The sequence below is a fragment of the Bradyrhizobium sp. 26S5 genome (genome assembly GCF_036923295.1).
Taxonomy (GTDB): domain Bacteria; phylum Pseudomonadota; class Alphaproteobacteria; order Rhizobiales; family Xanthobacteraceae; genus Bradyrhizobium; species Bradyrhizobium septentrionale.
Genome location: NZ_CP145948.1, coordinates 4,156,392 through 4,181,753, shown reverse-complemented (window position 1 = coordinate 4,181,753; position 25,362 = coordinate 4,156,392). Strand labels below are relative to the sequence as shown.

Here is a 25,362-nt window from a genome sequence, read left to right as displayed (position 1 = left end):
GCCCCGGGATCATTGACTGGCCAGCGGGCAACCGCCCTGATCGAGCGGCCGTACCGCTTTATCGGCCGGGATCACGGCAATCTGCTTGTAGTAATCCCACGCCCCTCTGGATTCCTTCGGCGACTTCACCTCGAAGAGGTAGAGATCCCGGAGCACGCGGCCATCGGCGCGCAGCCTGGCATTGTGGGACATGAAATCGTTGATCGGCATCTCCCGCATCTTCGCCATCACCTTGTCGGGATCCTTGGAGCCAACGGCCTTGACCGCCTTCAGGTAGTGATTGACGACGCTGTAGGCGCCGGCCTGCACTTGCGTTGGCATGGCCTTCATTCGCTCGTAGAATCGCCTGGCGAATGCGCGCGTCTCGTCGTTCTGGTCCCAGTAAAACGCCTCGGCAACGATGATGCCCTGGGAATCCTTCAGACCGACGCCGTGAATAGCGTCGATTGTGGCCATCAGCGCCGCGAGGCGCTGTCCCTGTGATTTCAGGCCGAACTCCTCGCCCTGCTTGAGAACGGTTGCGAGATCGGCGCCTGCCTCGACGACGCCGATCACTTTTGCCCTGGAGGCCTGCGCCTGCAGCAGGAACGACGAGAAGTCCGTCGCGCCTGTCGGCGTTCGCACCGAGCCGACAACCGTACCGCCAGCGGCCTTGACCGCCGCGGACGCGTCGCCTTCAAGGCTCGCGCCGAAAACGGTGTCGTTGGTCAGGAAGAACCATGAGTTTTCTCCGCGGCTGACGAGCCCGCTGGTCGGCCCGTGCCCCAGCGAATAGGTGTCATAGGTCCACTGCGCCACATAAGGCGAGCATTTCGCACCGGTCAGCTCCGAACTCGCCGCCGCATTGAAAAGCGCCAGCTTCTTTTTGCTTCTGGTCATGTCGGCGATAGCCAGGGCAAGGCCAGAGAACGGAACGTCGATGATCGTGTCGACGTTCTCCTCGTCGTACCACTTCCTCGCGATCGCAACGCCGATATCGACCTTCAGCTGGAAATCCGCCGAGACGATCTCGACCGGCTTGGCGAGCACCAGCCCGGCATCCTCAGCGGCGAGCTTTGCCGCCTCGACACTACCCCGCCCGCCGGCAGCGGAATAAACCGACGACTGGTCGCCAAGGACGCCGATCTTGACAGGTGTATCTTCGCTGGCCACCGCGGCCGTCAGCCCCGCGAACAGCATCGCGATAACCCCTATCCCGGTCCATCTCCAGAGCATGCTCACCTCCCCACCGTTGTTTGATTATCGGGCCTGCATTGCCATGATGACATAATTTGTCGGACGTTCAACAAAATTATTGTTGCCTTCTCGCGACGCCGCCTTAGGATCGTCCTGAAATCGAAAGAAGCGGAGCAAGGCGCTCGGGCGCTCTCCATCGATGGACCGCGGCCAGACGCGGCCTGGTCGGGCTCAAGCGGCTGACCGACCCCGCCTGCAATGGCCAGGGAGAAGGACGACAGGTGGTCGAAACGATCTTCGAAGCATTTCGCGCGAGTGCTGCCGCAGCGCCGGACAACGCCTTCATCTGCGTGCCGGCCGGCACCTCCTACGCCCCCGATGGAATTGAGTGGACCTATCAAGAGGTCATGCAGCGGGTGGAGCGCCTCTCCGAGTGATACAGGCACTCCGGATACGGGCCTGGGCATCGCGTCGCCCTGCTTGTCGAAAACAGACCCGACTATTTTCTGCACTTGCTTGCGCTCAATGCCGTGGGAGCAAGCGTAGTCCCGATTAACCCCGACCACCGCCACGCCGAACTGCGCTACCAGATGCAGCATAGCGGCGTGGTCCTCGCGGTTGCCCTTGCCCGTCACGTCGAGCGGCTGACTGCGGTTGCGGCCGAACTGTCGGGCCAGTTCATCGTCCTCGCCGTCGGCAACTTGCCGGAACGGCTACCCTCGCGGGCTCGCCCGGCTGCCACAGGCCCGCTTGATCTGAATACAGAGGCCGGAATTTTCTATACATCCGGCACGACTGGCCGTCCGAAAGGTTGCCTGACCACCAACGACTATTGGCTCTCCGCCGGCGAATGGTTCCTTACCCTTGCAAGGAGCGGCGGCCGCTTTTCGATCGAACCAGGCCAGGATCGCCTGTTCAATCCGATGCCGGTCTTCCATGTCCATGCCGGCGTGGTCGCCCTGATGCCGATGCTCCTGTCACAGGGATGCGTGATCCGCCCCGAGTATTTTTCGGCGAAGCGCTGGTGGAACGAGGTGTCAAGCAGCCGGGCGACCATCGTGCACTATATCGGAGCTGTCCCACAGGCGTTGGTGGCCCTGGAGAGATCGCCAGACGAACGTGCGCATGGCGTCCGATTTGGCTTCGGCGCAGGAATGGAGCCCGCCATTCACCGCGAATTCGAGGAACGCTTTGGCATTCCTCACCTCGAGGTCTGGGGCATGACTGAGGTTGGCCGCTGGACGGCCAACGATCAGGATCCGCGCCCGATCGGCGTTCGGGCGATCGGTCGTGCAGTTGGTCCACTCGAGGCAAGGGTCGTCGACGAGCACAACGGCGTCGTTACCGCAGGAGCGGAAGGCGAGCTCGTTGTCCGGCTGGCTGGCGATCATCCCCGCAAGGGTTTCTTTGCGGGCTATCTCGACGACGAGGCCGCGACCGAGGCCGGCTGGAGCGGAGGCTGGTGGCATTCGGGTGACATTGTTCGTCAGGACAAGGACGGGATCATCTATTTCGTCGATCGACGCAAAAACATGATCCGGCGCTCCGGCGAAAATATTGCAGCCACCGAAGTAGAGACCGTACTTTGCCGGCATCCCGCGGTTGATCGGATTGCGATTCTGGCTGTCCCTGACGAAAAGGCCGGAGAAGAGATTTTTGCCTGCGTCGTCCCGGTGGCGGACCGTACGGGCGACGACAGGCTTGCGCATGACATTGCCGACTATTGCCGGGAGCAGCTCGCTTTCTACAAGGCTCCTGGATGGATTCTGTTCCTCGATCAAATGCCCGTCACCGCTACGCAGAAGATCAACAAGGCGCAGATCTTCGCACCCGGCCTGGATCCCCGGACCCTCACCGGCGCGATCGACCTGCGGGGAACGAAGAAGCGCAGCTAGCTACAACCTCCCCAGCTTGCCGCTTTTCCTGACGGAATGAAGGCGTCGAGAAGGTCGTGACACGCTGCTTCCGCCTCCGCAGCGGATATCGTTTTCGGGTCTGCAGCCCAACCAGACCACAGACCTTCGGTAAGCTGGGTGAGTGTGATCGCAAGACGGTCGGGATTGATTTTTGCGCCCCGCGCATTCGCGGCGCGCTGCATAAGATTGGCCAGGCCACGGCGATAAGGCCGGTTCAGCTTATGATAAATCCCGGCAAGATCTGGAGACCAGCGCGACGTGCTGGCCAGGGCGACCCAGACCAGGACCCTTTCTGGCGTGAACACCGGCGCGCGAAAACTCGCGCTGACGATAGCATGCAAGCGATCCAGGGGATCCCGGCCGGCGGCCTCCGCCGCAGCTCTTGTCGCCTGTTCAAAATCCTTTGCCACCTCTCCTACCGCGTGGAGCAACAACGCGTCCTTGCCTGGAAAATAGTGCCCGATCAGACCGCGCGAAAAGCCGGCCGCCTCGCAGATGGTCGCCACGGTCACGTCCTTGTAGCCACGCTCCGCGATCGCCTTCATGACCGCGATCACGAACTCCTGTCGCTTTGCTTCCTGACCGGACGATCCCACCAGGCGTCCCCGCGCCCGCTTTTCCGCCTTCTGCAAGCAACGATCTCCTCTTCCGGGCTCACCGCGCACACTAGATCATCGAATTTATTTGGATGTCCATTCAATTTCCACATGCGAGCCCGCCGCGAGCATCCACCGATGAATCGCAGTTCAAGATGCAATCTGGATTCCGTGGATCCTGGCCGGATTGACGCCACCAGGCGGCGGCTGGACAAGCTCGCGTTGAGAACAGGAACAGGGTGCAGCGCTGCTCCATCCGTGCGCTCTGCAACCGCAAGCCGCCGGCTTTATGAAATCGTCTTCGAAGACAATCAGCCTGTCAGGCGAGCTCCACAGCCCGTTTGGCTTCGGCGTCATACAGCCGGATCTGCAAGACTGGAAAGCGCCGCTTCAAATCCCTGGCGCCAGCCTCAGCGCCCTCCCTCGTCTTGAACTCCGTCTTCACCTGGCCATCGACAATCAGCGCATAGCCATTGTCCGGCAGCCCATTCGACCGATTCATCGGTAAATCCCCCCAGCCAAGATGCAGTCGGACCGGGTTACGGTGAGTCTCCCTGCCCCGGCAAGAGCCTGAGCCCTGCCTGACAGCAACCGCGACAGACGGCACCCCTGTGGTCTCGTTTTGGCAGCCAGCCTCCTTCGGTGCCAGGGCGCTGGTGTGCCGGGCGAAGAACAATTCGGATGCTAGCTGCCACTGCCGCCGCTCCTGAGCCACAAGGCCATCGCGCCAATCAAGGCTGTAATCATCCCGCTCCACCAGATCGAACGAGGTCGCGCAGCGCTGATGGAACTCAGATAGAGCAACGCGCCAAGCGCGACGCCATAGTGCTTGCGAGACTCCCCGCTTCTGCGAGCGATTTCAACGAGATCCGAAGACCGGGCCTCATGGTTTGTCATCACAACCGCCTCACATTTCTCTTTGCGCAGCATGATAAAAGTGAGTTGGGTGTTTCGTCGAGTCTTATTTCGTATTTTCCGAATAATGTGATCGCAGCGTCCCGGTCGCGAGGGCTGGAAGCCGGCACGCGCTGATGCGAAGCGGCACAGCTCGCGAGAGCCAGCCTGCGTCCTGCGGCGCGCAAGGCTTTCAACATGGATTTTCGACCGGCACCCGAGGGAAGACGCCGGCCTGTCCCGGAGCTGCCCGTGTGCAATAGACCTGTCCACAGGCACCGCGGTGCCCGGACCGGTTCGATCAGGTAGACTGGCTGGCTTTCAACCAGACGATCATCAGCCGCTCGATATGACCGCTCAACCGCCCCTCGCCGAGATCGCCGGCATTCTGGAACAGTCGCCCGACTATCGGGTGCAGCGCCGACTTGTTCCGCGTTCCGACTTTACGCCAAGTGAGGGACAATCGACCAGGACCGCGGTCCTGCTCGATGTCGAGACCACTGGCCTCGATCCCGCCAGCGACGAAATCATCGAGCTCGGGATGGTGAAGTTCACCTATCTTGTGGATGGGCGGATTGGCCGGGTCATCGACACCTTCAGCTGCTTCAACCAGCCATCGATCGCAATTCCCCCCGAGATCACGGCACTGACGGGCATCACCGACGAGATGGTCGAAGGCCGCAGCCTCGATGAGGCGCTTATCAACGAATTCGCTGCCGATGCCGTCGTGGTCATTGCCCATAATGCGGGCTTCGACCGCAAATTCATGGAGCGTTACGCGGCTCTGTTCATACACAAGGCCTGGGCCTGCTCGGTCAGCGAGGTCGAATGGCGCGGCCACGGCTTCGAGGGATCGCGCTTGTCCTATCTTCTGATGAAAGCCGGTCTGTTTCACGAGGCGCACCGGGCCGTCGACGACTGCCTGGCGCTGCTCGAGATCCTCGCAATCACCCTGCCCGGGCTCGATCGCACCGTGCTCTCGGTATTGCTCGAGCGTGCCCGCCGCAAGACGATCCGGATCTGGGCCGAGCAGTCGCCATTCGAGCTCAAGGACGCGCTCAAGCGGCGCGGTTATCGCTGGAGCGACGGCGCCGACGGCCGGCCGCGGTCGTGGTATATCGACGTCGACGAGAGCGATCAGGTCACCGAAATCGAGTACCTGCAGAAATCGATCTATCAACGCGATCTCGAAATCCGGATTCAGGCGCTGACTGCGTTCGACCGCTTTTCGGCGAGAATCTGAACATCTCACATCCCGATTGCCGCATTCGCATGCCCATCGTGGCTCGCAATAAAGATCCGGCAGGCCCAGCACAATGGCAACGCCTGATTGCGCTGGCTCGCCGGTTTTCTTCTATCCTTCCTGCGATTGGGCAAACCAAAATCGCGACTAGCGACGAGCCAGGAAGACGCCCAGCAGAAATGCGGCTGCAACTGATTGAAGCGGAGCCGCCCTCGTCGCTTCGCGCAAATGATGCAGCCACCGATCCTGCTGTTGCAGAGGTTCGAGCACGTTGTCGTCAGCCATGCGACGGATGGCCTCCGAAGCCTGATCTATTCGCTGTTCTGGCGTAGCGGTTTGCGCCGTTGAAGATTGGTCAATCATGTACGTCCTTGCTCGCACAACAACCGCGCACCGATAGACTTCCTGCCCGGCTACAACGTCTGTCCATCGGTGGCTGTTCCAAAGGACTGTGGCGGAGTTGCGCGGCCAGGACATCTACCTCGGGCCCGCGTCTCAAAGACACGACGGCGATCGGCTCTGACCTGGACAGATTTTGCGGCCTGCGGCATCCTGGAAAAGCGGACGCCCCCTGCCGGTCACTTCCAGTTGCCCCCGCCTCAAAGAGACGCGACAGCGGGCCGGTCAGAAACGTAAATGAGACTGCCCTGTTTCGCGCTGCAGGATTTCATCTGCCCCATTTGAGACAGCGTCGCCCCGTTCGCCCGGACCTGGAAACGATGGCAGGCGGCCACCTCAGCTCTCCCGACCAGGCCAGTACTTCGCCTTGGTGGCGATCCAGCGCTCAGCATCGGCTTCCGTATCGAAATCTCCGATGTGAGAATCCGGTCCGTTGCCGGTCTTGACCGCTACAAACCAGCGACCGTCCTTCGTCTTCTCGGGCTGAAAATGAGGCGTCCTGATCGGCATGCCGCGCAGTATGCGATGCCGGCGCCCAACATTCTACCGCGCTGACTGCGTCGGAGGCCTGGCCCATTTGGGGCATGTGAATGCCCATACGGTCTATCAAGCTCGCGCAGCATATCGGTGGAGACACGGAGCCCGTATTCGAACGGATACAACGAGCGTGCTTGAAGGCGCATGATCGAGACCTCGGCGAGTAGCGCATGGGGACGTTCGCTATGCCAACGATGTCCAGGCTGGAGGTGGAACCGCTCGCATGCAAATGTGACGTGTGCGGTCGTCACATGGCCCTGCTGGCCGAGCTCCCCTCCGTTGGCAAGTACGAAGCGGTCCATGTCTTTCGTTGCTATGTCTGCAATTCAGTGAAGTCGGAGCAAGATGCCCGGCGCTGACTGGTTATCTATCGCGACGACCTCCCAGGGTGCCTTGTCCGATGAGGCCCCTCAGTGCGAAGTTCACTCGATTGGCTCCTGCTCCTCAGGTAGAGCACGACAATGAGCACGCGTTGCTCGCCAGTATTGCTTCGGACGCTGCCTGTTGGTCTTTCTCCCGGTCGCTAGCGTGATCGATCAGCCGCGAAAGCTGCGGATGGATCAGCGACAATCCTGTGAACATCCACGCCGGGCATTTTGCGAGGGCGCAGTCCAGTCCCTACTGCAGCCCTGCCCTTACCGAGGTGACCAATCGCTTCGCGAGGTTGCGATGGTGATAGCCATGCTGCCGAACGTCGTCCCGAATGCTGTGGCTTACAGACCGCACGACACGCTTCTGCTTGCGCCACCTTCCGGCGATTGCGGAAGGGATTGAGCCGCCGCGAGCGACAACCAGGAGCTCGTTGCTCCTGTTCAGGTAAATATCGTACATAAGATATCCCACTTGTGTGCGAACGGGCGGACGTTCGAATCGGGTTTGACGGGAAGAAAGCAGAGGCGGCCCGGCCTGTTCATGCCGGACGACGTTCCCGCAATATGTGCCGTGCTTTTAGGGCAACGCGCTCGAGAGCTCCGAGCGTCTTTTTCCCTTGCCGGGCCGCTCGCAGCAGCCTTCGCGCAATGAATTTCCTGGTTGCGTGGCCGCCACCACCATTCGGGAGATCACGGCAGACGTCATCCAGAACAACGTCGAGGTTGGCGGCCGTCCGCTCATCAAACTTCTTCATGAAAATGCCCGCAACGAAAACAAGACAGACACATCTGGCGAAGGACCCAATGGTCCCAACCTGACGCGATGTGGCCGACTTCCGGTAGCAACTCCGGTAACATGGGGCCTACGGCTTCCGGCCAGCCAGTTCGGAACGCGACTTTTCCCCGCTTTCCCCGCCATTCCCGCACACGGAAGCCTCGGGTATTGTCTGCCAATGAGTTCGGCGGACCCGGCGCGGGGCGACGGCGAAGCCCGACCGCGCAAGATCATCCATATCGACATGGACGCGTTCTATGCGTCGGTGGAGCAACGGGACAATCCCGCCGTGCGCGGCAAGCCGCTTGCTGTGGGCGGGTCCGCAGAACGCGGCGTCGTGGCTGCAGCCAGCTATGAGGCCCGCAAGTTCGGGGTTCGTTCGGCGATGCCATCGGTCACTGCAAGGCGTCAATGTCCGGAGCTGATTTTCGTCAAGCCTCGCTTCGAGGTCTACAAGGCCGTCAGCCGGCAGATCCGGGACATTTTCGCCGAGCACACGGAGATCATCGAGCCGCTGTCGCTGGACGAGGCATATCTTGACGTCACCGAAAACCTTCAGAACATCCCGCTCGCAACCGAAATCGCCACCGCGATCAGGGCGAAAATCCTCGCCGAAACAGGCCTCACGGCGTCTGCCGGGATCTCCTACAACAAGTTCCTCGCGAAGCTCGCGTCCGACCATCGCAAGCCCAACGGTCAGTTCGTCATCACACCCAGGATGGGGCCGGCCTTCGTGGAGGATCTTCCCGTCGGCCGATTTCACGGCATCGGCCCGGCGACGACAGCCAGGTTCAACGGCCTCGGTATCTTCACCGGGCTCGACATCCGCAATCAGACGCTCGAGTTCATGAATGCGAATTTCGGCAAATCGGGCGCCTACTACTACTGGATCTCGCGCGGCGTCGACGACCGTCCGGTTCGGGCGAACCGGATCCGAAAGTCGATCGGCGCAGAGAATACATTCTCGAACGATTTGACAGCATTCGAGGCCCTCGCAGTCGAGCTCCAGCCGCTCATCGACAAGGTGTGGCAGCATTGCGAAAGCAGCGGCAGCCGGGGGCGCACCGTGACGCTAAAGGTCAAGTTCTTTGATTTCGAGATCATCACGCGCAGCAGATCGGTGTCGACCCCGGTATCCAGCCGGGCTCACCTCGAGCGTCTGGCTATCGACCTGTTACGGCACGAGATGCCCTTGCCGAAACCCGTGCGCTTGCTGGGCATCTCGTTGTCCGCTCTCCGTGACCCGGACCGGGCGCAACCTCAACTGGATCTACCGATCTAGCGTCCGTAGACAGATCCGACCTTCGAAATCGCGCCGGCTGTGCACATCCGTCCCGGGTCACCTGACGGAACCGGGAACTGCCCTCGGGTTACGGAGCCATCTCAAGCGCCCTTCATTCGTCCCGCCGGACAGTGAACAGAAATTGGACTGATTCTGCCGGGATGATGACAGGTCACCATCCACGGTTCGGCCACTGACATGAAAGCCCGGAAGCTCGCTGCCCTTGGTCTTTTCACGATGTTCACCGCAATCCCGGCGGCGTCCGCACTCACCCTGGATGATATCAAGGCAAGGCTTGAAGCCGCCGGCTATTCGCAAATCCGCGCAGTGCCATCCGGCAAGATCAGGACGTTCAAGGCGACACGGGATGGGAAGGAACGATCCATCCTCGTCGACAGCACCGGCCATATCCAGGAATTGCAATAGAGTTCCTGAGACCGGAGCCATTGCGGGATTCAGACGCGCAGCCTCAACGAGATCTCTGTGCTCGCGAATGTCCTCCCTGGTGTCAGCACCACCATGTCTGTGACGGTCATCGAGCCCGGCTGGCTGTACACATACTTGACGTGCCAAAGCGGCCCCACGTCAGGGGAGATAACAAAATCTCCGGATTCGAGCGCTCGGGCTATGGCCCGAACTGCGACGCTATTTCTGATCGGAAGAGAGAATACGGCATCGACAAGCGCCGCGAGAGACACTCCATCAGCGAGAAAGGCGCGAGCAACATCGTCGCCGTGCGCCGCCCGGAGGGCCGACACGATTGGGGCAACGGCTTCCGGGTCCTTCACTCTGCGCGCCTTGTTGAGCCATGAGACGGTCAAGGCTACCCGGACTTACCCGATGACCTGGCGGACTTACAAGCGAGGAAGCTTTTCGTTGGTAGCGCCAAACGGATCATTCTGTCCCGTCGCGCGTGCGATCTTTTTTGCCCCATTCTGGAATAGCCCTTGCCGGTTACAAGGGGAGTAAACATCTGTCGTCAAGAGACAGCTTGCCAGCCCGGCTGAACAAGATGGACCTGAGCGAAATCCAGGACTACGCGATACAGGCCAGAATGGCGCTCATCGTGGGCGCGCAAACGTATGACCGCGTATTCGCCGGCATCCGCTTTGCGGAGGTCGACGGATATCTTCTGTACGTCTACGCAAGAGACGAGTCGACCGCGGCAGAGGTCGAGGACAATTTCGCCCTGCACATCGCCATCGTCGCATCGCAGGTCATCGGCCGGCAAATCGATGTTGTTGTCGTGTTACCGAAGGTCCTTCAATGACGATGACCTGCCGGGAGCCCGCCAATCCGCGCGTTGGCGCAGTGGTTGCCAGGGCAGCACGAACGATTCGTCGCATGTCACGGCCGTCGCATATTCGCGGGTCGACGGCCAGAACACCGTATTGATCCGGATTTCGGGCGAGACAGGACTGCGCGGCGGCGATCAGGGTGAGACTCCAGCGACAATCAAGGTGAGACTGCGCCGATGGGGACGGACCGAAGGGAGGGCGCAGCCCGACCGGAGGACCGTCCCCATCGGCGTCGCGCGTTTTTGGACCCGTCTGGCGGCCGGGTGCGGCTGGTGCAAGCTGTTGGTTCGTCTCGACAAGAGGGAATCGATGCCTTGCCTGGCCTCCACATCACCGACCACCAGATGAGGCTGTACATGACGTACCGACTGACACTGTCCCCCGAGGCCGCCGCGGCCAAGGCGGGGTTCTCGAAGGCAAGCGCGTATCGAATCGAGGGCGATTGTCGCCCGCCATCGCAGAAGAAGACGCCGAGGGGCCGGCGCCGGTCCGATCCGCTCGGGCAGTATTGGGACGCCGAGATCGTTCCGATCCTGAAGGCTGCGCCCGGCATCCGCGTGATCGGCGTGCTGGACGAGCTGCGCCGACGGCATCATGACTTGAACCCGAACATCCGCCGCACGCTGGAGCGGCGCATCAACGCCTGGCGGGCGCTCAACGGCCCCGAACAGGACGTGATCTTCCGCCAGCAGCACGAGCCCGGCCGCCTGGGTCTGTCCGACTTCACCGACGTGAGCGCGCTCGGTATTACCATCGCGGGTGAGCCGCTCGATCACCGGCTCTATCACTTCCGGTTGGCGTTCTCCGGCTTCGAGCATGTCCATGTCGTGCTCGGCGGCGAAAGCTTCGTCGCCCTGGCGGAGGGCTTGCAGAACGCGCTGTGGGCGCTTGGCGGCGTGCCGCGGGAGCATCGCAGCGACAGCCTGTCGGCAGCATTCCGCAATCTGGCCGCCGACGCACGGGGGGATCTGACGCAGCGCTACGCCGGGCTGATGGGCCACTATGGCATGGCGCCAACGCGCAACAATGCGGGCATCGCACATGAGAACGGCTCGATCGAGAGCGCGCACGGCCATCTCAAGCGGGCACTGGAAGATGCGCTGTTGCTGCGGGGGACGCGCGAGTTCGCCAGTCTCGATGCGTACCGGGCTTTTGTCGACGAGATTGTCGGCCGGCGCAACGCCAACCTCGCCAAGCCGATCGCGCTCGAGAAGGAGGCCTTGGCGCCGCTGCCAAAAGGCCGCACGACCGACTTCGAGGAGAAAGTGATCCCGGTGACGTCGTCAGGCGGCTTCATCCTGCGGCGCGTATTCTACACCGTGCCTTCAAGATTGATCGGCCATCGCCTGCGTGTGCGCATCTTCGACGACCGGCTCGAATGCTTCCTTGGCGTCACGCCGGTCGTGACGCTGCGGCGCGGTCGGCCTGTGTCCGAGAGCCAGGGCGGTCATGTTGTGGATTACCGGCACGTCATCCATGCCCTGCGGCGCAAGCCGATGGCGCTCCTCAATCTCGTTTATCGCGACCAACTCTTCCCGCGTGCAGCTTACAAACGTCTGTTCGAGACCTTGCGGGAGCATGGTGATGACCGGCGCGCCTGCAAGGTGACGGTCGAGCTTCTGGCGCTGGCTCACGAGCGCGCCTGCGAAGCAGAACTCGCCGAGGTGATCGCGATGGATCTGGACGCCGGACAGTTACCCGATCTTGCCGCGCTGCGCGACCGCTTCCGACCCGAGGCGGCCTCGATCCCGCGTGTCGCCGTCAAGCTGGCGCCGCTCGACGTCTACGATGAACTCGCCTCCGTCAGCGTCATGTCGGGCCGCTCGAACCTGGGAGAGGCAGCATGACCGGTATCGCTACCTCCGTCGATGCTGCCCGTGTCGAGCTGCTTCTCAATGAGCTCCGCCTGCCGGGCGTCAAGGCGATCTGGCCGAAGCTCGCCGCACAGTCGGACAAGGAAGGGTGGCCTGCCGCCCGCTTCCTCGCCGCCCTTGCCGAGCACGAGGCGGCCGATCGCACCCGCCGTCGGATCGAGCGACACATGGTGGAAGCGCGTTTGCCCGCCGGCAAGACGCTCGCCACCTTCGACTTCGAAAGCGTGCCGATGCTATCAAAGGCACAGGCGATGGCGCTCGCCGCTGGCGACGCCTGGTTGAAGGCCGGCGCCAATTTGCTCTTGTTCGGTCCACCGGGCGGCGGCAAGACCCATCTCGGCACGGCGATCGGCCTGGCTCTCGTCGAGAACGGTTGGCGCGTTCTCTTCGCGCGCACCACTGATCTGGTGCAACGGCTGCAGGTCGCGCGGCGCGAGCTGGCGCTGGAGTCCGCGATCGCCAAACTCGATCGCTATGACCTCCTGATCCTCGACGACATCACATATGTGAGCAAGGATCAGGCGGAAACCAGTGTGCTGTTCGAGTTGATCGCCGCCCGCTACGAACGACGCTCGCTGCTGATCACGGCCAATCAGCCATTTGGCGAATGGGGGCGTATCTTCCCGGACCAGGCAATGACGTTGGCTGCCATCGATCGTTTGGTCCACCACGCCACGATCCTCGAGATGAACGTCGAAAGTTACCGTCGAAAAGTTGCCCTCGATCGCAAGCGCGGTCCAGGCCGGCCACCTGTTCACACGACCCCCAACGAACTCGACAAGACTGTGATTGACGCTGGCAGCGCCGCTTGATTGTCGCGCAGCGTCAATCAACGCTTGCCAAGTAGGCGGCCAGCGTCAATTATCTCCTGACTCGGCCGCCTCGTCTCATCTTGATTGACGCGCCGCTCTCATCCTGATTGTCGCGCTATACAGGACGGCCGCAATATAATCCCTGCCGGTGTTACCATAACTTGCGAAGCATTTTTTACCGTTGAGTTTTTACAGGCCTATTGCAGCCGGCCGAAAAGGACCGCCCTTCGGACGGTCCTTTTCGATTCAAGGGCACGTACCAGCGGTCATTGCGGGGATTCGTTTTTGACGAAAGAGCAACTCGCTCGAGACGCCTCGGAGATATTTCGACTGCTCCGAGCATTCCGCTCCATCAGAGACCGGGCAACGCGGCGGCACGTGGTCGAGGTCGTCGAGGAAATGGCCGGTGGCGGCACGGCCGGCAGGGCACTCGACGACAAGGGCGGAAAGCCGCCACGAACCTGAGTGCTGACCTCATTATAAGACGATTGTGCACCCTTTCACCGCAACGTCATCCCGGCTCAGGCACAGTTTTCAGAATGCTATCTTCAGGCGGCAGGAACCTTTTAGCCCCGCGAGCCCGGTTTCAGGCTTACCGTGCAGAGCTCCTCGGGTTTGGGCATTGACCGACCTCAGCGAAAGCCTTCCGACATTAAAGATTCTGGATTTGGGCCGGTGGCCGGCCGGCCCGGAGGCCTTCCCGGGCCGATGCTGTCCTCATCACGCGGAGCGGGCACATGGAACGCCCGAAAACCCTGGAGGCGTGCATTCGCCCGGTTTTCACCTCGCTTTCCCAGTCTCGAAAGCACGAGCCATGGCCAGCAGTTTCCAGTCTTCGTCGCGTCGGCCAACCAGCATCAAGCCGACCGGGGCACTTCCCGGCTCATGTATCGGAATGCTTATCGAGGGGCGATCGAAGTAGTTGAACGGGGACGTGTTCCTGATGATGCGGGCGCGGACGCTGCCCTCATCAAGCATGCAGGTCGCGATTGACGGAGCGATGATCGGGACAGTCGGCATGATCAGGGCATCGAAGCCCGCGGTAAGATAATCGAGCTCGTTTAACAGTGGTTCTCGACGCATCAGGCAATCGGCATATACGGTCGCTGCGATCCGGTCTCCGGCCTCGATACGCGCTCGCACGTTCGGATCGTATTCGGCACCCCTTCGGGAGATCAGATCGCGGTGCCAGGCCATCGCCTCAACTGCCTGGATGGTTGCGTTCGGATTCAGGGTCTGGAACACGTCCAGTGGTGGCACGTCGATCTCTAGAATTCTGGCGCCCGCACGCGATGCCATGTTGCATATTTGGGTAAAGGCGCTTGCGACCTCAGGATCGAGCCCCTCCAGCATCCTTCCCTTGGGAATTGCGAGCCGCAGACTGGTGAGATCGAGGCCGTCCGTCGGACGGACCTCTTCGCCGGCAATGACACCGAAGACCAGCGCGCAGTCCTCGACCGATCGTGCCAGCGGACCAACCGTGTCCAGGGTGGTCGACAACGGAATTGCACCGTCGCGGGGTACCCGACGCTGGGTGGGCTTGAAGCCGACCACTCCACAGAAGGCAGCAGGGACACGGATAGATCCGACAGTATCGGATCCGATGGATGCAACCGCCATACGATCTGCGACCGAAACTGCAGCCCCTGAAGAGGATCCTCCGGGCGTACGGGAACGATCCCAGGGATTCCCGGGCGTGCCAAAGTGCGGGTTCAGACCTACCGCCGAATAGGCAAACTGCGTCATGTTCGTGCGCCCGATCAGGACAGCGCCCGCGGATTTGAGCCGGCTGATGACAGGAGCGTCGCAAGCAGCCGGCGCCGCATCGTCCCGTGCCGGCGCGCCGGCGAGCGTGATCTCGCCCTTCACGTCGAACAGGTCTTTCACCGATACGGGCAGTCCCGCGACCAGCGAACGAGCCTCGCCGGTTCTTTGCAGGCCATCAGAGGCTGCCGCGGCAAGGTGCGCCTCCCGGTCCCAGACCCTGATGAATGTTCTGGCCCCCTCACCTGCCGGGTCCTTGACGCGGTCAAGGCATTCTTCCAGCAGCGCGGTGCTGCTGACCTGTCCTGCGGACAGGCGAGCCGCCAGAGCCCGAATTTCAGACGCACCGGGTGACAGTCCGTTCAGTTGTTCAGTGCGCTTCATTGGCGGACCAGTCCTGGCTGAGCCCGCCGAGCAGCGGGTGATACATTTCATCACCGGAGTGCTGCGTGAACTCAACGTTCACCTGATCTGTCCGCAGCTCCAGTATTTCCAGGCACGCATTGACAAGCGCGCGCGCCAGTCGTTCCCGTTGCTCGGGTGGGCGCCCTTTCCGGATGTCACACATCAGAAGGGCTGCCTCGTACGGCTCACCTGGAGTACAACGCCAGACGCCGCCGTCGTATAGCTCGCGAACAGCCACAGAGATCCGTCGGATGTCTGCTTGCATGATATCGGCATAGATTTCGCCAAAGCGCCTTGCGAGGCGCTGTTTTTGCTCGGCCGGGTAACGTCCCGGTACGTCGATTTGCAGGTAGGGCATCGTTCACCTCTTCAGTGCTGGCGAAACGCCAGGATCGACAGCCGCGGGCGCGCGACCCGTGTGGCCCACGCGCCCGGCGGGCATCACATTGCTATCGGGGAAGCGCCGGCGCTCCGCGGAAGCCGAGCAACTGATCGTAGAGGTCGGTACGGCGGTCTCTCACCAGGTCGTTCAGCTTGTTCCAGATCGGCGCGGTTCGGGCCTCGACGACGTCGATATCGGCGTACAGGATCGTGTCCTCTTCGGGCCCCGCGATCCGGCCAATTGGCCAGCCATTGGTGCCTGCGATAAGAGAATTCCCCATAAAGCCGGCGCCGCGTTCGGTACCTATCCGGTCGGCTGTTGCGATGAAGACGTTGTTTGCATGGGCCGCGGTCATGGTGAGATAAGCCGCCATGCAGGTACCACTTGCGTCGTAGAGCGGCGGCGGCGTCCACACCCAGCCGGTCGGGATGCAGATAATGTCGGCCCCCAGCTGGCTAACGATACGCGCCGCTTCCGGAAACCAGATGTCCCAGCATACCAAAAGACCGATCCGGCCGATTCTCGTCTCAAATACCGGATAGCCGAGGTTGCCTGGCGTGAAGAACAGCTTTTCCTCGTTCCAGAGGTGAGTCTTGCGATACTTGCCGACGTAACCGTCCGGCCCAACCAGAACGGCTGTATCGAACAACTGATGTCCTTCCAGTTCGGGCAGGCAGCCGACGATATAGACCTGATGCTGTTTCGCAAAAGCTTCCCAGCCGCGAATGGTCCGCCCCTCGGGCACCGGCTCGGCATGCGCGAAAGCCTCCGCGCGCGAATCGAAGCAGTAACCCGTCGTCGCCAATTCAGGCAGCACGATCAGATTGGCCCCTTCCGAGACCGCCTGCTGAAGGCGCTTGCGAACAGCAGCTTCATTCGCCTCCAGATTCTCCAGGCCGACCTGTGGGTTAAACTGGACCACCGCTACACGAGCGGCACTCTTGCGCCCGGTCGCGGCGCTGGCAGTTGCAGATGTCATATGTCGTTACTCCGGTGGATTTGGTTCTATGATCGAACCACTTGCGCAAACGCTTGTCTAGTCCTATTTTAGGACCAGACGCAATTTCGAGTCCGGAGCGGTCATGAAAAGAACGAGTCTCGGGGACGTGGAATGTCCGGTAGCCAGGGCTCTGGACGAAATCGGTGACTGGTGGTCCCTGCTGATCATCCGGGACGCTTTCGACGGAGTCCGGCGATTCACTGAATTCCAGAAGAGTCTTGGAATCTCGAAAGGGATCCTGACTGCCCGTCTCAAACATCTGGTCTCGATCGATGTTCTGGAAACGGCCCCGGTCTCCGACGAAGGCGGCTACCAGGAGTATGTGCTGACAAGAAAGGGCCGGGATCTCTTTCTGGTAACTGTGAGCCTGCGGCAATGGGCCGAGGACCACTGCTTCGGCAAGGCGGAACGCCATTCGATCCTTACGGAGAAAGCGAGCGGTAAACGCGTGCCGAGGCTTTCACTGCAGGGACGCGACGGCAAGGAGCTTGACGCATCCATGACTTTTGTCCGCAAGGCAGTTGACCTCGACGCACCACGGAAAAGCGTAGCGCGCCGGGCTGCGCAGCGCTGACGAACCGGAGCCAAAACAGGAGTCGAGGATCCACCAGCGTCTAGATGTCGCTTGATGCGATGATCGCCTCTGCCACCAGTGCGATCGTCGTGTTCGAGTTCATCGCCTTCTCCCGCAGCCGGCGATAGGCTTCTTCGTGCGGGATATTGCGCGTGGTGGTCAGTATCTCGACAGCCTTCTCGATCTTCCGTCTCGCCTTCAGGGTCTCATCCAGAGACTTGATACGCTGCTTCAGGCGCGCTTCGTGACTGGCGAGACTGACCGCAGTGGTTAGTGCCGCCAGGATGCCGAAGATGCGGATCGGCTTGGAGATTACGCCGTGGACATTCAGGCTATGAAGTTCGCTGAGTATCTCCGGCGTCTCGTACGCGATGATGCCTATTCTTGCGACGGCATCAGACATGGTCATCCAGCCCGGGGTCTTCCCGTCGCGGCCCGGATTTACAAGGAACAGGACGACATCAACATAGGAAGGCAATGTCTCGGGCGGGGGCCAGACGCCCTCGACCTGGCAGCCGATGCGCTTTATGTGCGCGAGAAACAGTGCGCGTTCCTCATCGTCAGGATGAATGACGAGGACCCGCATCCGGCGCAACCGCCGAAGCAGGTCCTGGTCGTTCAGTGAAATGCGGTCGCTCATCCTCAAGCCTCACGCGACCAGGGAACGATCGTACGAAATCAGATAGGGATCTGGCCGAACAGCCCCTGCACTCTTCCACACAATCTCGAAGCTGCCGTTCTCGGAAGCCCTGCCAATCATCGGACGCATCAGGAAGTGGTTATTGTCGAGATCGATCACCTTGTCCCCCGCAGGCCCCCTGAATACGGCGCCGGACAGGATCGGAAGGATGGATTCGCTATCGGAGTCTCCGGCCTGCCTCACTGCATCTGCAAACATGTGAACGAGCGCATAGCCGGCCTCTGTGTAGACACCCGGCACCTTGTCGAGGCCATATCGCTTCTGGTAGGCGGCGACGAACTCCGGGTTCTGAGGCGTGTCCAGCGAGCCGAAATAGGTCAATGCGGAAAGATGGCCCACACGCGCCTCGGGCGACATGCTGCCCAGCTCTGATTCCGTTGTGGTGAGCGAAGCGATCGGAACGTTGCGTCCCTGCCGGACCTTGTTGAAGGCCTCGTACAGGACGACGGTGTCTTCGCCGACGACGGTTGAAATGATCGCTTGCGGTTCCTTCGCAACGAGTTGCTCAAGGAACGGCTCAAAGCGTTCCCTTGTGGTCGCGAAAGGAAGGTAAACCTCCCCGACGACCTTTCCGCCACTCTCGGTGAGAAACTCCTTGACGATGCGGTTGATCTCACGCGCGTACAGTGTATCGGATCCGATCAGGCCGACATCCTTCCCAAAACTGGCGAATAGATACTCCAGCAGCGGGACAATCACCTGGTTCGGAACGGCCCCTCCGTAAATCACGTTGGGGGAATACTCGAAGCCCTCATAGACAGATGGATACAGCAACACGCCGTTATAGCGCTCGACGACAGGCAAGACCTTCTTTCGGCTGGTCGACAGGCAGCACCCCACAATTGCACGGACACGCTGACGCAGCAGGAGATCGGTAGCCAACTCCTCATATCGCCGGTCATCGCCGGCCGGATTGGCAATTACCGGCTCGAGAGGCCGGCCATTAATGCCCCCTCTTGCGTTGATCTCATCGCAGGCAATGAGAACGCCTTCAATATTCGCGTTCTCTGTCACAGCCATCGGCCCGCTCTGCGAGAACAGGACGCCCAGTTTGACCGTCTCTCCGTCCATCGTCATGCGTCCATGTTGATCCGTCGATCCATCCAGCGTGCAACGGCCAGAAGACGTTCGTCCTGACCATACCGTCCCATCAACATCATGCCGACGGGCAGTCCTTCGGACGAACTTCCGCACGGGATCGAAATGCAGGGAAGCCCGGCCAAGTTTCCAATCCAGCAGAACCAGGTCATGCTATCCTGCGTCGTAACCCGCCGGCCGCCGAAGCTTTGCCAGTCGTCCCCGATCTTCGGAGCAACGACCGGCAAGGTCGGAAGCACGAGCGCATCCCAGTCACCAAGACTGTTCAGCTGCGTGGTGAGTTGGCCACGAATTCGCTGGGCTTTCAACAGCTCGACGCCGGAGATCCGGGTTCCGGCCTCGAGATGTGCCCTGGTCAGGGCGCTGAACCCTGACGGATTTCGGGCAAGGAGCTCAGCGTGATATGAAGATGCTTCGCAATGGAGGATCGCTTCCCACGCTGCAAAGTACGACGAAACCCCCTCCAGCTCGCGATTGGTAACGTCGGCTCCCGAGTGTCGAAGCGCCGACAGGAAGCTTCGGTCAACATCATCGGAGCGCTCCAGCCCCTCGCCAGCCAGATTGATCAGCCGAGGCCTGTCGAGGCGTCCGACAGGTCCGAAAGCGGGAGACCGCAAGGTGGCGGGATCGTTCGCGTCCTCGCCGCAGATGAACGGCATCAGGTGGATGATATCGTCAAGTGCCGCCGTGATCGGCCCCGGGGCGTCGAGGGACCAGCTAAGTGGAAGAACCCCATGGCGGGAGGCCCGGCCATAGCTCGGCTTGAAGCCGTAGATTCCACAGGCTCCGGACGGAATACGGATCGAACCTCCAGTGTCGCTGCCGAGTGCAGCTGCAACGATACCGGCCGCGACTGCGGCGCCGGAGCCGCCGCTGCTGCCTCCCGTAATGTGATCACGGTTGCGGGGATTGCGGGTCGCGCCGAAGCTGGAGGCCGAGTTTGTCGCGCCATATGCCCACTCATGCATGTTGGTCTTCGCAAAGATCACCGCTCCCGCCTTGCGAAGATTTGCAACGATCGTGGCGTCCCGCCCCTGACGCTCCAGCGGCAATGCCATGGAGCAGGCGGTCGTCGGATAGTCCTTGGTGAGGTAGTTATCCTTGATGGCGATCGGCACCCCGTCGAGCGGGCTCGCGGGCATGCCGCCTTGCCGCCGCTCGTCGGCCGCCCTCGCCTGCCTCATGACAAGGTCAGGATCGAGGGCTACGAAAGCATTAAGATCGGAATGTCGCGCCGCCAGATCGAGGGCGCCGGCGGCGAGTTTCGAAGGCGAACTGACGCCGGACGCGAGCGCTTCGATCTGTTGGGTAAGGGTCTGCATCACGATTGCGTCGCGTCCTGTGTTCCGGGAATAAAGAAGTGAGCTGGTTCGGCCCCGATCAGGCGATCTGCGCAGTCAAGGCCTTCGCGGATTCGCTTCAGGGTCGCGGCGACTTGCTCATGCTGCTCCTCGGTCAATCCTGTTGACATGGATCCGGACATTTCGCGCATGGTCACACTCCGAGCAATTGTTGCTGCAGTTTCCTGTCGGTCCGCAAACTCTCGCGATCAGTCTTGAGCCGCACACTGCCTTTCTCCATGACGTAGGCACGCGTAGCGATCGACAGGCAGAAATCGAGATCCTGTTCTGCGACCAGAATGGCAACCCCGCGCTCGCGGTTTATGCGCTTCAGGATACCGGCCATCTCGTCGATGATTGATGGCTGGACCCCCTCGGTAGGCTCGTCGAGGAGCAGGATCTTCGGCCCGGTCGCCATTGCGCGGGCAAGAGCCAGCACCTGTTGCTGCCCGCCAGACAGGCCGCCGGCAAGATCATCCGCCTTCGGGCGGAGCATCGGAAATTCCCGAAGGGCAGTTTCCACCGCCACGCGGCCGCTGTGGCCATTGGTTTCAGCCGCGACTGCGATATTCTCCGTAACTGTCATTCGGGGGAAGACGTACCGGCCTTGCGGCACATAGCCGACGCCCGCCTTCGCGCGCCTGGCAGGCGATTCTGGCACGCTATGGCCATCAATCTCGACATGGCCCGAAAATGCCGGGATCAGGGCCATGGCGAAACGCATCAGAGTGGACTTCCCGACGCCGTTGCGCCCCAGCAATGCAACGATCTCGGCCTTCTCTACCGTGATCGAGACGTCACGGATAATGACAGTCTTCCCGTATCCGCCGGTCGCGTTGACAACCCTAAACATGCTCGCGCCTCCCGAGATAGATGTCGAGAACGCGATCATCCGTGCGCAGTGCAGCTATGTCGCCTTCTGCGAAGACCTGCCCCTGGTGAAGCACCGTGACGTGACCTTCGAGAGTCCTGACGAACTCCATATCGTGCTCCACGACAATCACAGTCGTGTGCCGTGCAAGGGTCCGAACGAGAGACGAGAGCTCGCGTGTTTCTTCATTTGTCATACCGGCCGCCGGCTCGTCGAGCAGTACGACGCGGGGTGCGAGACAAAGCACCATGCCGATGTCCAGCCATTGTTGCTGTCCGTGTGAGAGCGCCGAAGCCTGGACTTTTGCCTGCCGTTCGAAACCCAGCATGGCAAGTATCCGGCGGCTCACATCAGCCGCTGCCTGCCGGTCGCGAGTACGGGCAAAGGCAGCAATTGACAGGTTCTCGTCCACAGTCAGTTCGCCGAATATCTGTGGCTTCTGGTTCTTCACGCCGACACCCTGACGAACGCGTTCGAAGATCGGCGCGTTCGTCGCATCCACGTCGCCGACCGTCACTGATCCGGCCTCGGGCATGTAGATGCCGACGCAGACCTTCAGATACGAACTCTTTCCCGCGCCATTCGGCCCGATCAGCGAATATGGTCGTCCGGGCTCGAAGGTGCGCGCTACCTTGTTGACCGGGATGACGCCACCGAAGTGCTTGTAGAGATCGACGGTCGCAAGACGCTTTGCCGGCCCCGCCTGTTCCTCGGCTTCAGCAAGAATGCCTTCCAGCACAGCGGGATCAATTAAAACGGCGCCGGCGTCGCGGGCTGCCGCATTCGGGTCCGGAAGCGTTCTTCGCCAAAGCTCGCCTACAGCGCCTACCAGACCGTTCTTCAGAAAGAGAACCAGCAGGATCAGGACGATGCCGAGGATCAGCGTCGTCTGGCCGCCGACGGCCCCGCCGCCCAGGTAGTAGGACAGGCCACCGATCGCGAAAGCACCGACAAAGGCCCCCGCCAGCGTACCCAGACCGCCGACCAGGACGTAGATCGGCACGAGGAGCGCTTCCTGAACCGAGAAAATCGACGGGTTGAGGTAATTGGCCCAGGCCCCGAACATCGCGCCTGCGAGCCCGGCAATTGCTCCTGCGAGGGAGAAACTGGCGACCTGATATTTGCGAATATCGTAGCCGAGAAGTTCCGTCTTCTGCGGGTCAATTCGAATGCAGTCGATGACGCGGCCGAACGTACCGCGCATCAGCCACCAGCACAGGAAGTAAATTGCGGCTGCCACAATAACGACCGTGACGAACACGCCGACGGGACCGGCGGATTCCACACCTTGCCCGAATCCGGGTACCACGCCCGGGATGTTCGACAGGCCATTATCGCCGCCGACCACCGCGTGCCCGATTGTGATCTTGAAAGATTGCGTCAGCGACCACAAAAGCAGCGTAAAAGTGTAGGAAAGGATCGTCGCCTGCAACGGTCCCATGCGCGCAAGGAAGATAATCGAACCGAGTGCAGCCGCACTGGCAGCACCGAAGATGGCGCCAGCCGGAAGGCTCCAGACAAGCGTGTTGCCCGTCAGTGGCGCCATGTTGATGGCAATTATGCTGCCGAAATAGCCGCCGAGACCGTAGAAGGCGGTTTGTCCAAGAGACAGCAGGCCGCCTCTCCCCCAGACAAGATCAAGGCTGAGACCGAGCAAACCAAAGATCACCCAGGACGTAGCAACGTATGCCAGATAGGGATCAATGAAGCCTGCGGCTGTGAGTGCCCCGCCCGTCGCCAGAAGCGGAAAGATCAGGCCGGCGTTCCGGTAGATTTTTTCGGACAGCCCCATATCGCAACCCACTTCCTGTGCCGTCCGGACCTGATTCTGAGCTGGTATCGCCAGGGTCGATATACGCGGTTCTTTCAAGGACAGATTCATGGCCCGTCTCACATCTTGCTGCGCCACCTGGCCGTTATCCCGAGCGGATAAAGCCAGAGGAGGAACGCAGTGATCAGAAAGAAGAAGGCGTCGCCTGCCACCGAAGTCAGGAAGCTCGCCGTCATGGAGGCACCACCGCCGAGCCCGATCGCTGTCAGCGCGCTGCCGGTTAGCGTCACCGGACCAGCCACCACGACGGCAAGAAACGCCTTGATGACAAAGGCAAAGCCCATGGAGGGGGTCGCCGGCACGATCGGTAGCAGAACGGCACCTGCAAAACCCGCGAGGCCGCATCCGATCGCAAACGTGAGCGTATTGACGCGATACGACTCAATGCCGATTGCGCGTGCCATCTCCGGCATCTGGATCGCTGCGCGCGCCTTCATGCCGTACACAGTGTGCGTCATGAGGACGTAGACGAAAAGCGTTGCGAGCACGGCGACGCCGATCATCAGAAGCGGATAGCCAGCGAGACTGTAGTTGCCGATCTTCAGGCTGTACTGCGGCATACCGATGCCCGGCGTAACCGTACCGAAGATCATGACCGCAAGCTGATAGAACGCGATACTGAGGCCCCAGGTCGCCAGCATCGTGTCAAACAGGCGGCCGTAGAGACGGCGGATGATCAGCACTTCGACAGCCGCACCGATGGCCATGGTGACAAGAACGGCAATCGGGATCGCGAAGATGAACGGGATTCCGTATCGCGTGGCCGTCAGGGCTGCATAGGCCCCGATCATCAGAAACTCACCATGCGCAAGATTGATAACCCCCATCAACCCGAATACGACCGCAAGGCCAATTGTCGCAATCAAGAGGATCGACGCGCTCGACAACGACGACAGCAACACGGTTGCCAGGTAATCCAGTTCCATAATCACCCCTTCCTCCAACGACGGGGCGCGCGCGTTGATGGTGCGCGCCCCTCGACGTCTACTTGCTCTCCGGTGCAAAATGCTGGGCGAGCGTGGGGTTTGCGACCAGGTCGCACTTCTCGTTCTCATAGGCCGGCGCGACATCCCTGAACGTCTCAACGACCTTGAAGCCATGCCTGTCGTCGCCCTCGACGATGTAGATGTTCTGGCGCAGATGGTGCGACTTCGGCTCGAGCTTCACGGTGCCGTTCGGTGCCTCGAAGCTCAGCCCGCTCTCGAGCGCAGCGATGACCGGAGCCGTCTCGGCCGCCCCGGCCTTGTTGACCGCTGCCGCCCACAGATGCACGGCGTTCCAGATGTCGACAGCTTCCGAGATGACCGGCGTGTCGCTGCCGTATTTTGCCCTCCACAGCTTCAGAAACTCGGCATTCGCCGGGTTGTCGACGACCTGGAAGTAGCCCTGGTCCGCGATGAGGCCCTTGCCGGCGGCAGGCGACACCACGACCTGCTGGTTGCCCGAGCCGTAATTGGTCGAGACGACGCCGATCCTGTCCTTGAGGCCGGCAGCGGCGAACTGTTCGAGGAAGCCGGTCTGGTTGGCACCGACCGGCAGCGCGACGACGAAGTCAGGCCTGGCAGACTGGATCTTCTGGACGGTCGGTGCGTAGTCGGTAACTGTCAGCGCCAGGAAGTCCTCGCCGACAACTTCCGCGCCGGCTTTCCTTGCATACTCCCTGACCCAGTGCGCCGAGATCGTCCCGAAATTGTAGTCGGGCGCCATGACGTAGATCCGCTTGCCGTATTTCTTCACCGCCCAGTCGATGAGCACCGACAATTGCTGCGAGGCCGACGGTCCCGTGACGAAGGTCTGCTTGTCGCAGGCACCGCCTTCATAGAGTGATCCATAGAAGTAAGGGATGTTGGCCTTGCGGACGATCGGCCGGATCGCCTCGCGCGACGAGCTGGTGAGACCGGCAAACAGCGCGCTCACACGATCCCGCAACACCGCGGTGTTCGCATACTGGGTGTATTTGCTCAGCTCCGACTGCGCGTCGTAGCCGACAACCTCGATCGGCTTTCCGAGCACGCCGCCTTTTGCATTGATGGTTTCGACCGCCAGTTTCAGCGCATTGTTCTGCTGAATGCCATAGATGTTCAGGCCGCCGGTCAGGTCGAAAATAGCGCCGATCCTGGTCTGGGCCTGGGCCGGCTCACCGGCCAGCAGCGCAGCTGCAGCAGAAAGACAGATACCTAAAAAAACGCGTCTCATGGTGTCCCGCTCCGAATTTTGAGCCGAG

General features: G+C 61.2%; 26 protein-coding genes. 9 read left to right on the top strand and 17 right to left on the bottom strand.

The features are described from left to right. Positions 1 to 9: 9 nt before the first annotated feature. Entirely contained in the window at positions 10 to 1,215 is a 1,206-nt protein-coding gene (locus V5279_RS19090; RefSeq protein ID WP_338699939.1) for an ABC transporter substrate-binding protein, read from the bottom strand. Positions 1,216 to 1,457: 242 nt separating this feature from the next. Here V5279_RS19090 and V5279_RS19085 point away from each other — a divergent pair, with 242 nt between their 5' ends. Next, positions 1,458 to 1,613: a hypothetical protein gene (locus V5279_RS19085; protein WP_338699937.1), complete on the top strand. Its 156-nt coding sequence runs from the start codon at positions 1,458 to 1,460 to the stop codon at positions 1,611 to 1,613. Between the two features lie 39 nt (positions 1,614 to 1,652). Then, a complete protein-coding gene (locus V5279_RS19080; protein WP_338701284.1) occupies positions 1,653 to 3,071 on the top strand; it encodes an AMP-binding protein in 1,419 nt (472 codons plus the stop codon). Here V5279_RS19080 and V5279_RS19075 read toward each other — a convergent pair. Beyond that, positions 3,068 to 3,724 (bottom strand): TetR family transcriptional regulator C-terminal domain-containing protein, encoded by a 657-nt coding sequence (locus V5279_RS19075; protein WP_338699935.1) that lies wholly within the window; start codon positions 3,722 to 3,724, stop codon positions 3,068 to 3,070. The two genes, V5279_RS19080 and V5279_RS19075, sit on opposite strands and share 4 nt — an antisense overlap. 283 nt (positions 3,725 to 4,007) lie before the next feature. Next, entirely contained in the window at positions 4,008 to 4,190 is a 183-nt protein-coding gene (locus V5279_RS19070) for a hypothetical protein (protein ID WP_338699933.1), read from the bottom strand. Positions 4,191 to 4,931: 741 nt separating this feature from the next. Here V5279_RS19070 and V5279_RS19065 point away from each other — a divergent pair. Then, positions 4,932 to 5,825, top strand: coding sequence for a 3'-5' exonuclease (locus V5279_RS19065; protein ID WP_338699931.1), 894 nt, complete (start codon positions 4,932 to 4,934; stop codon positions 5,823 to 5,825). Positions 5,826 to 5,972: 147 nt separating this feature from the next. Here the strand turns inward: V5279_RS19065 and V5279_RS19060 are convergent, their stop codons facing one another. Then, positions 5,973 to 6,110, bottom strand: a complete 138-nt coding sequence (locus V5279_RS19060; protein ID WP_338699929.1) for a hypothetical protein — start codon at positions 6,108 to 6,110, stop codon at positions 5,973 to 5,975. Positions 6,111 to 6,560: 450 nt separating this feature from the next. Then, a complete protein-coding gene (locus tag V5279_RS19055) occupies positions 6,561 to 6,734 on the bottom strand; it encodes a hypothetical protein (protein ID WP_338699927.1) in 174 nt (57 codons plus the stop codon). Between the two features lie 1,351 nt (positions 6,735 to 8,085). Here V5279_RS19055 and dinB point away from each other — a divergent pair. Both dinB and V5279_RS19045 read left to right on the top strand, forming a co-directional pair. Continuing rightward, a complete protein-coding gene (gene dinB / locus V5279_RS19050; protein ID WP_338701282.1) occupies positions 8,086 to 9,189 on the top strand; it encodes a DNA polymerase IV in 1,104 nt (367 codons plus the stop codon). A gap of 237 nt (positions 9,190 to 9,426) precedes the next feature. Then, entirely contained in the window at positions 9,427 to 9,615 is a 189-nt protein-coding gene (locus V5279_RS19045; protein ID WP_338699925.1) for a hypothetical protein, read from the top strand. Positions 9,616 to 9,644: 29 nt separating this feature from the next. Here the strand turns inward: V5279_RS19045 and V5279_RS19040 are convergent, their stop codons facing one another. Further along, on the bottom strand, positions 9,645 to 9,977 hold the full coding sequence (locus V5279_RS19040; protein ID WP_338699923.1) for a hypothetical protein: 333 nt from the start codon (positions 9,975 to 9,977) through the stop codon (positions 9,645 to 9,647). A gap of 224 nt (positions 9,978 to 10,201) precedes the next feature. Between V5279_RS19040 and V5279_RS19035 the strand changes: the two genes are divergently transcribed. From V5279_RS19035 to istB, 3 genes are all read left to right on the top strand, one after another. Beyond that, a complete protein-coding gene (locus V5279_RS19035) occupies positions 10,202 to 10,459 on the top strand; it encodes a hypothetical protein (protein ID WP_338699921.1) in 258 nt (85 codons plus the stop codon). Positions 10,460 to 10,801: 342 nt separating this feature from the next. Further along, positions 10,802 to 12,334, top strand: coding sequence for an IS21 family transposase (istA, locus tag V5279_RS19030; RefSeq protein WP_422389058.1), 1,533 nt, complete (start codon positions 10,802 to 10,804; stop codon positions 12,332 to 12,334). After that, complete coding sequence (gene istB, locus V5279_RS19025) at positions 12,331 to 13,173, top strand: IS21-like element helper ATPase IstB (protein ID WP_176535476.1); 843 nt, start codon at positions 12,331 to 12,333, stop codon at positions 13,171 to 13,173. The genes istA and istB overlap by 4 nt, the downstream gene beginning before the upstream one ends. Positions 13,174 to 13,953: 780 nt before the next feature. On the opposite strand, the gene V5279_RS19020 is transcribed toward istB, so the two are convergent. The 3 genes from V5279_RS19020 to V5279_RS19010 all read right to left on the bottom strand — a co-directional run bounded on the left by V5279_RS19020 (position 13,954) and on the right by V5279_RS19010 (position 16,703). Then, on the bottom strand, positions 13,954 to 15,321 hold the full coding sequence (locus V5279_RS19020) for an amidase (protein ID WP_338699919.1): 1,368 nt from the start codon (positions 15,319 to 15,321) through the stop codon (positions 13,954 to 13,956). Further along, positions 15,308 to 15,700 (bottom strand): tautomerase family protein, encoded by a 393-nt coding sequence (locus V5279_RS19015; RefSeq protein WP_338699917.1) that lies wholly within the window; start codon positions 15,698 to 15,700, stop codon positions 15,308 to 15,310. Before V5279_RS19015 ends, V5279_RS19020 begins: the two co-directional genes overlap by 14 nt. 91 nt (positions 15,701 to 15,791) lie before the next feature. After that, a complete protein-coding gene (locus V5279_RS19010; RefSeq protein ID WP_338699915.1) occupies positions 15,792 to 16,703 on the bottom strand; it encodes a nitrilase family protein in 912 nt (303 codons plus the stop codon). Positions 16,704 to 16,806: 103 nt separating this feature from the next. On the opposite strand from V5279_RS19010, the gene V5279_RS19005 reads away from it, so the two are divergent. Continuing rightward, positions 16,807 to 17,298 (top strand): helix-turn-helix domain-containing protein, encoded by a 492-nt coding sequence (locus V5279_RS19005; RefSeq protein ID WP_338699913.1) that lies wholly within the window; start codon positions 16,807 to 16,809, stop codon positions 17,296 to 17,298. A 40-nt stretch (positions 17,299 to 17,338) separates the two neighbouring features. Here V5279_RS19005 and V5279_RS19000 read toward each other — a convergent pair whose 3' ends face one another. From V5279_RS19000 to V5279_RS18965, 8 genes are read right to left on the bottom strand one after another with little or no spacing between them, the layout of a single operon-like run. Further along, complete coding sequence (locus V5279_RS19000; RefSeq protein WP_338699911.1) at positions 17,339 to 17,938, bottom strand: ANTAR domain-containing response regulator; 600 nt, start codon at positions 17,936 to 17,938, stop codon at positions 17,339 to 17,341. 9 nt (positions 17,939 to 17,947) lie between these two features. Further along, on the bottom strand, positions 17,948 to 19,069 hold the full coding sequence (locus tag V5279_RS18995; protein WP_338699909.1) for a transporter substrate-binding domain-containing protein: 1,122 nt from the start codon (positions 19,067 to 19,069) through the stop codon (positions 17,948 to 17,950). Positions 19,070 to 19,071: 2 nt separating this feature from the next. Then, a complete protein-coding gene (locus tag V5279_RS18990; RefSeq protein WP_338701280.1) occupies positions 19,072 to 20,418 on the bottom strand; it encodes an amidase in 1,347 nt (448 codons plus the stop codon). After that, positions 20,418 to 20,588 carry a hypothetical protein gene (locus V5279_RS18985; RefSeq protein WP_338699907.1) on the bottom strand — a complete coding sequence of 57 codons (171 nt, stop codon included), beginning with the start codon at positions 20,586 to 20,588 and terminating at the stop codon, positions 20,418 to 20,420. Before V5279_RS18985 ends, V5279_RS18990 begins: the two co-directional genes overlap by 1 nt. 2 nt (positions 20,589 to 20,590) lie before the next feature. After that, positions 20,591 to 21,289, bottom strand: a complete 699-nt coding sequence (locus tag V5279_RS18980; protein WP_338699905.1) for an ABC transporter ATP-binding protein — start codon at positions 21,287 to 21,289, stop codon at positions 20,591 to 20,593. Beyond that, on the bottom strand, positions 21,282 to 23,189 hold the full coding sequence (locus V5279_RS18975; RefSeq protein WP_338699903.1) for an ABC transporter permease subunit: 1,908 nt from the start codon (positions 23,187 to 23,189) through the stop codon (positions 21,282 to 21,284). Before V5279_RS18975 ends, V5279_RS18980 begins: the two co-directional genes overlap by 8 nt. Positions 23,190 to 23,197: 8 nt before the next feature. Then, positions 23,198 to 24,064 carry an ABC transporter permease subunit gene (locus tag V5279_RS18970; RefSeq protein WP_338699901.1) on the bottom strand — a complete coding sequence of 289 codons (867 nt, stop codon included), beginning with the start codon at positions 24,062 to 24,064 and terminating at the stop codon, positions 23,198 to 23,200. 58 nt (positions 24,065 to 24,122) lie between these two features. Further along, complete coding sequence (locus V5279_RS18965) at positions 24,123 to 25,334, bottom strand: ABC transporter substrate-binding protein (RefSeq protein WP_338699899.1); 1,212 nt, start codon at positions 25,332 to 25,334, stop codon at positions 24,123 to 24,125. Between the last annotated feature and the right edge of the window lie 28 nt (positions 25,335 to 25,362).